The organism is Winogradskyella ludwigii (genome assembly GCF_013403985.1).
Lineage (GTDB): Bacteria > Bacteroidota > Bacteroidia > Flavobacteriales > Flavobacteriaceae > Winogradskyella > Winogradskyella ludwigii.
In genome coordinates, this window is record NZ_JABFDF010000014.1 from 1 (window position 1) to 4,462 (window position 4,462).

At 37.6% G+C, this 4,462-nt stretch carries 1 protein-coding gene; it reads right to left on the reverse strand.

The window, feature by feature from the left end:
* On the reverse strand, positions 1–4,462 hold a 4,462-nt coding region (locus tag HM981_RS17275; RefSeq protein ID WP_179340049.1), incomplete at both ends, for a T9SS type B sorting domain-containing protein.

The window sequence follows — 4,462 nt, forward strand, 5'->3', positions numbered from 1 at the left end:
TTGTGTTTGGTTCGTCATACTCTACTGTAAACCAGTAGTCACTTGTTGGCATTGCTTCACCATTAAATGTTCCGTTCCAACCATCTCCTCCAGGACTTAATTGTTTTAACAACTTTCCGTATCGGTCAAATATATAAATTTTTGCACTACTTCCAATACCTTCAATGTTCCAAGTTTCATTATTTCCATCTCCATTTGGCGTAAAATACAGTGGATAGTCAAATACAAACGCTGGTTCTGTTGTGATACCACAGCCATTCTTGTCTCTCGCGGTAATAATATGATCTCCTGCTGATACATTGGTAAACACACCACTATCTTGCCATGGACCATCATCTAAACTGTATTCGTAATCCCCAAATCCACTCGCTGTTGCTTCTAAAACGTGATTATTTGCAAAAGCTTGTGTTAAATTTTCAATTATTAATGTTGGTGGCTCACTCTCTAGAACTTCGGTGGTGTCGTCATTTGGACAACTTGTTTCTGTAGAGGTACTGATATCAGTCACTACTACTTTATAAGTTCCTCCTTCTGTTGGCATTATACTTGGCCCTGTCTCTCCTGTAATGTCTACACCATTATAACTCCATACAAAACTATAGTCTGTTGCAGATAATTCAGTATCGATCACTAATGGATCTAGAACTTCTGTGCCATCGGTATTTAAACATAGCGTATAAGTATCTTCTAAGTTAAATTCTGGCAATGGATTAACTTGTAAGGTTAATGTTGTAATTGCATAACAGATAGAGGTGTCTGCACCTGTAACACTATCTGGTGTGTTATTATCTACTCTTGCATAAATGATTTGTGGATTAGTCACATTCTCATACAACGTTGGTAATGGACTTACATTTAAGTTCGCATCGTCTTCTGTTGCATAATAGGTCACGATATAATCATCTGCATCTTGACCGTCTAACACTTCTAAATCTTGAGTTGTTAAATCGAATTGGTAACTATCATTACTTGGATTTCCATCGGTTTCCATATTATCATCACAGATTTCAAAAATTTCCATATCTGGATTCGCTTGTGCTGCTTCATGAACTTCTATATTAAAACTCTGTGTACTAATAGAACAACCTGTTACAGTATTTGTAATGGTTACAAAAATCTGTTGTGGGTTTGAAATATTGATATAAGGACTCACTAAACCATTCATCCCTGCTTCTGCATCAACCAATTCAGAATGATAGCTCACTATAAATTGTGTGGCATCTTGTCCGTTTAAGATCTCTTCATCTTTTGTGGTTAAATCAAAACTATCAAAGCCATCAGTGAATAATTCACATTGTATAAAGTCTGTTACCGCTACAACATCTGGTAAGGGATGCACTACGATTGTAAAATCTACTAAGGCATAACAGCCTGTTGCATCTTTGGTCATTCTTACATAAATCTCTTGCGTTGGACTTTCTGTATTGGTATACTGTGTTGGATCTGGAATCGCATTACTTCCTGAATCTGCATCTTCTGCCGTTTCGTAATAAGTGATCGTTACTCCTGCTTCGTTATTACGTATCAATGTTTCATTTTCTGTAAGATCAAACACCTCTACTCCATCTCCTGTATTCACTTCATCACACAACTCTAAATCTGGTATTAAATCACTTTCGGTTGGTGTTGGGTTGGGCAATACTCTTATGGTTAGTATTACAAAATCTACACAACCGGTATCTGTATCTGTAACCACAACATATAATGTTTGTGGGTTGGCATCTAAACCGTTTATTGAAGCATTAGTATATTGTGTTGCATCTGGTATAACATTAGTTTGAGATTGTGCATCTGCACTGGTCTCATAATAAGCTACTGACCAACTGGCATTACCTCCGGTAATTTCAGCATCTTTTACAGTAAGATCAAACACCGTAAAGCCATCTCCTGGTGCTTCCCCTAAATCATCACAAATACTTAATGGTGTCGGTTGTACTGCTACTGGTGGTAAGTTTACTTCCAATTCAAATTCTCCAGTGTCTTCACATCCTGTGATTGGATTGTATAATCTTACATAAATCACTTGTGGATTTGTGGTGTTGGTGTAATTACCAACATTAATAATTGGATTATTACCTGAAGCAGCTTCTAAAGCAGTTACATGGTAAGTGAGTACAACATCTAATGGATTTTGACCATTAAGAATCTCACTATCTTTGGTGGTTAAATCAAATTGTGTAACTCCATTATCATCGTCATCACATAGAACATAAGGCATAATAGTTACAGGGACTTCTGGTGATGGATTTACAATTAACTCTAGTGTGTTCTGAGTAAGACTATAACAACCTGTTATGGTATTCTCTGAACGCACATGAATCATTTGATTATTGGCTACAATGTTGGTATATAATCCTGTGATAGCATTATCTCCACTCTCTGCTTCTGCCTCTGTTTCGTGATAGGTAACGACAACATCAGATTCCCCATTGGTGATCGCTATAGTGCGTTGTTCTAAATCGAACTCTGCAAAGCCATCATTATCTTCATCACAAACCTCAATAGATTCTGGTGACACTTCTGGTGATGGCAATGGATTTACCCTAAGGGTTACACTCACGGTATTGTAACAACTCGTAACATCATTTTGTGCACGTACAAATATCGTTTGAGCATTTTGAGTTGGACTAATCGTATTCACATAAGGACTTACAATAGGATCGGTTGCAGTATCTGCATCAGACTGTGTTTGGTAATACGTTAAAGTGATGCCTGTTTGGCCGTTTAGGATTTCTGCGTTAGCATCTTCTAAGATAAAGGCTTCTTGACCATCGTTTAATGTGATAGCATCACACAACTCTAATGGTGCTGGTGTTACTAAGACAGGTAATGGATTTACTATTAATTCTAAACTCGTTAGTTTATAACAGCCTTCTACTGTAGTGTTATCTTCTACACGGATCCAAATGATTTGATTAAAATCGTCTGTATTGGTATAAGCTAATGGATTTGCTATAGGGTTTGAATCGGCTTCAGCATTCGCTTCTGTTTCGTAATAACTTAGAATGTATTGCGTTGGGTTTTGACCGTTTAAGACTTCTGCAGCTGCACTTGTAAGATCAAAAGTCGCAAAGCCATCTGCTGAGATATCATCACAGGCTTCTAAGGCTGTTGGTGCAATTAACTGTGGCGTTGGTTCTACGATTAACTCTAATAAAACGATAGTGGCACAATTTGTAGCTATCGTTGGACTTTCTACACGTACATATAGCGTTTGTGCTTCGGGTACAATGTTGTTATAAATAACACTCGTATCTATAGCATTGACACCAATAATTGCATTCTCTTCCGTCTCATGGTACGTTACCAATAATCCTGAAGCTCCTCCGCGTATTTCATTGTCTGATGCACTAAGTGTAAACTCTCCAATTCCGTCATTATCCGGATCACAGTAACGTTGCGCTTCTGGTGTATAAGCTATTGGAGCTTGCTGAACTACTAATTCTAAACTCGTGGTATCATAACAACCTGTTGTAGTATCTTCTACTCGTACAAATATAATTTGACCATTAATTGTATTAGTATATAGCGTTGGTAAAGGATTAATTTCGTCTTCTGCGTCTGTTAAAAACTCGTAATAGCTAACAGAATAGCCTGGATTACCTCCTGAGATTTCGGTATTCTTTAGACTTAAATCAATCTCTGTAATACCATCTGGTGTGCCATCATCACAAACTTCTAAAGCCGTTGGTACGATTAATAATGGTAATGGGTTAACCACTAAATCGAAGCTTACACTAGAACTACAATTAGTTAGTGTATTGGTAAGCACAGCCACTACAGTCTCTGGATTGCTAATGTTGGTATAAGGTGTGGTTATTTCGTTAAGCCCTGCTTCTGCATCTGTGGCATTGGCATAATAACGAACTGCTACACTCACTTGACCATCTAAAATCTCTGTTGTTTTTGTACTCAGATCAAAGGCTTCTTCTTCGTCTCCGGTGTTTGTACTATCACACAACTCATAAGCAGTTACCGCAAGCGTTGTTGGTAATGGATCTACAATAAGCTGTAAGGTGGTCGTTGCGGAACAGCCTGTACTACTATTTTCTATACGAACATAAATTTCTTGTGCTTCTGATTGTGTGTTGGTATAGTTGGTTGGCAATGGGTTATCTCCAGATATGGCGTCAGCTGGGTTAACATGATAACTCACTGACATACCTGACTGTGAACCTACGACTTCGGCATCTTTTAAGCTTAAATCAAAAATCGTAAAACCATCAGTATCATCATCACAGACATCTAACGACGTTAAAACATTAGCTATAGGATTCTCTAAAACCTCTAACTGTAAGGTGTTCACATTATAACAATTGGTCGTGTTATTTTCTAAACGTACAAATATGGTTTCTGTAGTCATGGTACTATTAATGTAACCATCAAATAGCTCTAAAGTATCGGTTTCTGCTCCGGCTAAACTGCTATGAAAGGAAACCTCTATATCTGTTTGTCCGTTTAA